Origin of the sequence: Iodobacter sp., from assembly GCF_025352645.1 — a bacterium.
In the GTDB taxonomy this organism is placed as follows: domain Bacteria; phylum Pseudomonadota; class Gammaproteobacteria; order Burkholderiales; family Chitinibacteraceae; genus Iodobacter.
Map to the genome: position 1 here is coordinate 1 of NZ_JANXSO010000097.1, position 6,044 is coordinate 6,044.

The 6,044-nt window shown below is 45.3% G+C and carries 6 protein-coding genes; all 6 read right to left on the reverse strand.

Annotated features, from left to right (window positions below; translation table 11 throughout):
* Positions 1-110: 110 nt before the first annotated feature.
* Positions 111-884 carry a P-loop NTPase fold protein gene (locus Q0R17_RS11055; protein ID WP_293935116.1) on the reverse strand — a complete coding sequence of 258 codons (774 nt, stop codon included), beginning with the start codon at positions 882-884 and terminating at the stop codon, positions 111-113.
* Between the two features lie 730 nt (positions 885-1,614).
* Positions 1,615-2,415, reverse strand: a complete 801-nt coding sequence (locus Q0R17_RS11060; RefSeq protein WP_293935117.1) for a DNA adenine methylase — start codon at positions 2,413-2,415, stop codon at positions 1,615-1,617.
* A complete protein-coding gene (locus Q0R17_RS11065) occupies positions 2,378-2,572 on the reverse strand; it encodes a Com family DNA-binding transcriptional regulator (protein ID WP_293935119.1) in 195 nt (64 codons plus the stop codon). Before Q0R17_RS11065 ends, Q0R17_RS11060 begins: the two co-directional genes overlap by 38 nt.
* Positions 2,573-2,820: 248 nt before the next feature.
* Positions 2,821-3,789: a transposase gene (locus Q0R17_RS11070; RefSeq protein ID WP_293935121.1), complete on the reverse strand. Its 969-nt coding sequence runs from the start codon at positions 3,787-3,789 to the stop codon at positions 2,821-2,823.
* Positions 3,790-3,896: 107 nt separating this feature from the next.
* Positions 3,897-4,025 carry a hypothetical protein gene (locus Q0R17_RS11075; protein WP_293935123.1) on the reverse strand — a complete coding sequence of 43 codons (129 nt, stop codon included), beginning with the start codon at positions 4,023-4,025 and terminating at the stop codon, positions 3,897-3,899.
* Between the two features lie 9 nt (positions 4,026-4,034).
* Positions 4,035-5,984, reverse strand: coding sequence for a phospholipase effector Tle1 domain-containing protein (locus Q0R17_RS11080; RefSeq protein ID WP_293935125.1), 1,950 nt, complete (start codon positions 5,982-5,984; stop codon positions 4,035-4,037).
* Positions 5,985-6,044 lie beyond the last annotated feature (60 nt).

The window sequence follows — 6,044 nt, forward strand, 5'->3', positions numbered from 1 at the left end:
TCCGCCCTTGGCGTTGGTAAACCTTGCTCAGAGCCTGCTGTTTAAAGTCGTCAGAATACGTGATTTTTTGCATGGTGAATGCCTCTGTTTTTTTTCAAACCAATGAAAGTTCAGAGGCGACAACTAGTCTGACATAGGGGGGTATTACCTGCATATTTGAGCAGCTCGAAACGGTAAACCACCACAGTGAATTTAGGCTGCTCCTGCCAGTTTTGCTCACACAGGTTAATAAATGAGGTTTTGCCGGTTCCCCATGGCGCTTCCACACCAAACGCCGTGCCATCAGGTGCGTGCAGCACTTCACGGCCAAATGCGGTGGCTTTGCCGCTCCATTCAAACAGGTCTTGATCGGCGAACTTAATTGGGGCATCGGGCTGAATGCGGCCAAGGTTGCTGGCAGTTGGTTTGTGCTTGGCAAATAAACAATCAAATTGGCGCAAGATACCAAAAAACGGTAGGAGAAGTAGGCCATAAAGAAGTAACCAAAGAACTGAACTCGGATCAAGAAGCCAATCTGGATACCTAGAGGAAAAAGGCGGAACGAGTAGCCAGCCCGCAAAAATGCCGGCAATGGTGCACAGCCACAAGTCAATCCGTCTTTTACGAAAACACACCCAGCGGTACGTACCCAACAATAACTGAGTCAGCGACAGCAATATGAACGAGCATGCGGCCGTAGCAAGAACTGTCGATAAATTCCAATCCCAATTCCAGTAATTGTTTCGAACGTAATTAAGTAGACCGCTCCAGTCCGTTAAACCCGTGCGTTTCTGCACAACCCACAACACAACACTCCCAAGCAAAATCATTAGCAAGGGCAGGCAGAAATAACTTAACCAAAGGCGGTAATCCGGCTTGGCTAGCGGAGAATGGCGTTCAGGCATTTTTTGCAATCAAAGAGTCAGTTTGGCGATAGCTTATACTATAAGTATGCAAGTATCAGGCTTGCTGTTACCACTTCCTGTGCAAGCATACAAAAAAAATCAGACTTCAGACGAAGCTAAGACCAAATCTGGCAAGGCCGGCAAAGACTTACTGCATAACAAGCGGATCGTTAATGCTGACCATCGCCCATATCGTTTTTCACCTCGCACTAAAGCCCTTCAACCTGATTTATCTGACCGCCGAGTTTGACCCCAACCCTCACCCAATAGGACAATGCGGCCAACCGCCTTTCTTTAAATCACGGTTATCATTTTTCTTGGTGCTAAACCAGCACCACAGCGGTACTTTATACCGCCCTGTGTAGCAACAATTGCTAACAGTGAATAGAAAAAATACTCCATGATTAATCAGCACATAAAAGTAAAAGTAAATTATGCAAGAACATCAAGCAGTTACAGACATCAAACCCAGTCGCCGCTATAGCATTGCCCCAATGCTCGATGGGCTATATATTTCAAATACTCGTTTAATAACAACATATTAAACAACAACATTTATTTCTGTAGCACTAATGAATGCACCAAAAACAAAAACAAAAATAAATTTCAATTTTCGGTGCTACAGACATAATTTAAGGGGGAGTAACCAAAAGAAAAGAACCATCTTGGCAAGCAAAACGCTATTCAAGTCAGACAAGCTCCATAAAAAATCACTCGATCAGCTAGCATGCTAAAACAGCCCTCCAATATCCCCCGCATCCCAGTTAGTAATCACCAGCTCCTTGCTGCTGGCAATCTGGCCTTGCTTACCGTTATTGCCATTGCTGTACTTGATGCTCAGCCCCTGCATGGTGAGGCCTTCAAAGACTTGCCGGATGTCGGGGTGATCGTTGATGCTGACCATTACCCTGCCTTGGCAACTGCGCATAAAGTCAGCCATGGCCAGGTATTGATCAAACTCGAAAGGCACACCGTAGCCTTCGGTTTGCCAGTACGGCGGATCGCAATAAAAGAAGGTGTGGGCGCGATCGTAGCGGCGCATGCAATCCAACCAGCTAAGATTTTCTACCGTGGTACCGGCCAGACGCAGGTGGGCGGAGGAGATGTTTTCTTCGATGCGGCACAGGTTAACGATCGGGGCCGTGGTGGCCGTGCCAAATGACTGGCCATTTACCTTGCCGCCAAAAGCGTGCTGCTGCAGATAAAAAAACCGCGCGGCGCGCTGGATATCGGTCAGCGTTTCTGAGCGGGTATCTTGCAGCCATTTAAAGACTTGGCGCGAGGACAGCGCCCATTTAAATTGCCGGACAAACTCTTCCATATGGTTTTGCACCACGCGATAAAGGTTGACCAAATCACCATTAATATCATTAATGATTTCAACCTGTGCAGGCATCGGTCTTAAAAAATACAGCGCCCCGCCGCCACAAAATACCTCTACATAGCACTCGTGAGGAGGAAAAAGCGCAAGCAGTTTATCTGCAAGGCGGCGTTTACCGCCCATCCAAGGAATGATTGGGGATGTTGACATAAAAAGCTCCGGCCAAAGACCCGCTGATCGGATCTGATTGGAGGCTCGGGGCCTTCAGGTGATTGAATGCACCGCAACGTGGGCATTTGATGGATAGCTCTAAATACCGACCCTCTGCGAGCTTTTTATGGCATTGGGCACAACGAATATTTTGCATGCCTCATTATAGAACGATCGTTCTATTTATTCCATATTTTAAACACTTAATTTAGCCTCAAACACGTACTGAGGACACCAACTTCTATGCAACACCTGGCTTGGTGGAGCCTGCCAAATATGCCCGCGATGACAAAGTCAGGTTAGCTGGATTGGAGTACTGTGACGGCTGAATTACGAAAGTAGGTTTATGGTGACGCACATTACTCAATAGCTCAAGCCATTATGCAATTTGCACAATGGCTAGCTCTATGCACCATTTGGATATTTTCTCCATGCCTTGCTATTGGGGCGGGTGATCTTGTCTATATTCCCACACACTCGGCACCAAGTACCACAAGCAACCTTACTTGAAATGGCCTTCCATATATGACCCCGTTTACATTGCCAAATCATAGGCTCGTACGTTGTATATTGATCAGATAAACAAAGCCCACCCCTTAGTTTTGCAATCGCTTGCATTTTTTCCAACGTATACCAGCGGCGATTTTTATAACACTGCATGCAGCCCATACCATTTTGAATTGATTCCAATGGTGCCTTAACTTCATGCCCCTGATCGCAGCGCCATGCAACGGGAGTTTTGCAGTCTTTATATTCAGTCGCCAGACTCTGCCAGCCACGGGCAGCAGCTACATCCTGTAGTTTTTTTAAACCTTCTGGCTTGGCTCTATAACAAACGGTACAGAAATTGCCATATAACAAACGCCGCGCATTGCTCTCAAAAGCATGCCCTTTTCCACAGCGAAAGGACATGTACGCAACTTTACTTTTGTATTCTCTAGACAAGCATTCTCCATCCCAAGCCTTGGCAAGGTCATGAATAATTTGCAGGCGCGATTCAATCAGTTGTGCGCTTGGTGCTTTACTGGTTTGCAAGTTTTTCCAGCTTTGTACCGCCTCTTGCACTGCTTGGGGGGTAGCAGAGAAGTAGGGGCTGCAGGGCTGCAGTAAAGGCTCTGATTTTTTCTTTTTTAATTCTACTGGCACGGCTACAACGGATTGCTTAGCTTGCCTTATCTTATTAGCAATATTTTCAAGAATTAACCTCTTTCTTTCCACCATCATGGCAAGGTCCATACCTTTATATTTAACCCGCCATTTACTTATGAGACTATTGTTTATGCCATACTCACGACTTAGCTCTGGGGTTGGAACCCCCGCTTCTGCTTGTTTTATTATTACCGCGATTAATTCTAAGGGATGTTGTTTAGCCATATCTTGAAATCTAAAATGCGTGAATAAATTAAGCTTAAAGATGAATCAGGTTTATTTAAGACTTACAATTATCCACAGAGTCGGAATAAATGGGGGCGTGTTTTGAATTACACCCAGCCCAGCCAGCGTAGCGGTAGCTGCATATCTAAGTCGTGATACCAAGCGTAGGGGCACCAGCCGCCGATGGCGGTATAGATGGCGGGGATAAGGTTATAGCCACCCAGTCCCCAAACCACAAATAAGTGCTACCTCACGGCAGAGGGTATACCACCCGCGTTGCGTGGTTTGGGTATATTGATAGCAGAGGTTTTATCAGCGGCTACTTTATCCGCAGCCTCTTGGCCTAGTTTTCCATAATTCACATCAAAGAAATCTTCCTTGGGTTGCTGCTCCAGCGGGGTGATCAAGCGATGATTCAGATAATGCCTGCTATACATTAAGTCATCCCATGCCCGCTCTATTGCGCTTTCAGCCATAGAATCGTGAATAAATTTTTGAAACAATGGCTTGGTTTCGCCCAAGTTATTCGCACTATTGTTTTGCCACATTGCCCATAATTTTTTCTCCTCATCGCTAAGCGCACCGGGTTCAAGTGGGCTGTATTGGCTGCGGCGTGTCATGGTATTGATTTCATTTTTAAGCATTGCATAACGCTCTTGCTCTAAAGCAGAGCCTTTTCCTGGCGCATAAGATTCATACCAACTTTTTAACCATGCGGTATGCATTACAATATGCCCTGGCAATTCCGCCTTTACGTCTGCCGGAAGAACACTTTCTGTCTGGCCCACCATTGGCAATTGCATGCAAGAATGAGCAGTATTGACATAACCCTTTTGCAAATCTTGGGTAGAAATATTCAAAGGCGCGGTTTTTACTTCGGCAGCCAATTCCCTTGCTTTAAGCCAATATTTATCGACGAGTTCTTTAGTTGAATCCTGTAAATAAAATAGTGCATAAATTTCAGATTCTTCCACTTTCATCTTTGGCAAGCTCATAACTGGCACGCCATTGCGCCAAGCATTATTGAGCATCCATTGCAAAGGCAGCCTAGCTAATTCATTGTGAACCCCCTGCTCCTTATCCTGATAGCCTCCAATTACATCGGCTTGGGCCCCCGGAAATAAGCGCTCTTCCAGCCTGCCGCCTGGTTTACGTGCGCCACCAATGGTCGAAAGTGGTTTATAAAGTCGATATTCGTGCGCTGCAGCGTAATGCACCACTTTTTCTACTACACGGGGGATTTTAAGGCTACCGCTAATAGCGTTTGCAAGAGGGATATAACCCGTCAAAAAATTATCATCAAAGCGAGAACAAACACAATCCAACAACCCCATAAAGCGAAAATGAACTTGGATGCCCTTGTATTTACCCTGTTTACAAACCTCATTGGCCAAACGGTCCGCAAAGGCTAAAGCAAGTGCACCACCAAAATCAGCACCGAAGATCGACACATTAATATGCTTAATTTTCCCCAGAGATTGTCCGTATCGTACATTTTCTTTGAAATCTTCTTCAGCCTGCTCTAAGCGGGTATCAACCCCCGTATTAAATAATGCAGCCACCCAAACCGCATCTCGAACAAAGCCAACACGCTCCGCAGTTTGGTTGCGCACTGTTTTAGCTAGCTCATTACTTACGTGTTTATGAATTTGTAAAGGGTGATGGATTAAATCATTGGCAAAAGTTTTCCAATACCGCCCAACACCTCGTAAATATCGGGCTCTATCTTTAGGATCACGCCAAACAATATCCCATTGATTTTTATAATCATGCTTTAGTTTTTTCAGGTCTTTAGCTACAGTGCGCTCAATCCGTTTCCACCATCCTTCTTTGCGCATTGCGGCTTCAGCCGTGATTTTTTCTTTTACCGCATCATAAGCATCTGTGGCAATTTTCTCCTCTGCGCGAGACACCGCTTTAGCCATTTGCACGACTTGCATTTTGGCAAGCACCGTCATTTCTGGCTCAAACCGAGCACCTAGCCCCGAGTAATAATTAGAGAAAATACCTTTGTCAGCCTGTATAAGGGATGCACGCCAAAGTTTCCCAATATTAGAAATGGCATCTCCGTCATCATCTTTATGGTGGGCAAAGGCATCAAAATAAAATGAAATCCACAGAGTTTGCTCGCAAACAGGGCACAGATCTCGTGCTTCAGCTTTAATTCGGTCTGATTTGGCTGTTGCATCATTCATTCAAATTTTCCCATTTATATGAATTAATCAATATGGTCTTTAAGTTTTACAATAACCGTA

Excerpts from the sequence above, each read along its gene's own strand:
- Q0R17_RS11080 (WP_293935125.1), bottom strand. The coding sequence starts at position 5,984 with ATGAATGATGCAACAGCCAAATCAGACCGAATTAAAGCTGAAGCACGA.
- Q0R17_RS11055 (WP_293935116.1), bottom strand. The coding sequence starts at position 884 with ATGCCTGAACGCCATTCTCCGCTAGCCAAGCCGGATTACCGCCTTTGG.
- Q0R17_RS11060 (WP_293935117.1), bottom strand. The coding sequence starts at position 2,415 with ATGTCAACATCCCCAATCATTCCTTGGATGGGCGGTAAACGCCGCCTT.
- Q0R17_RS11065 (WP_293935119.1), bottom strand. The coding sequence starts at position 2,572 with ATGCAAAATATTCGTTGTGCCCAATGCCATAAAAAGCTCGCAGAGGGT.
- Q0R17_RS11070 (WP_293935121.1), bottom strand. The coding sequence starts at position 3,789 with ATGGCTAAACAACATCCCTTAGAATTAATCGCGGTAATAATAAAACAA.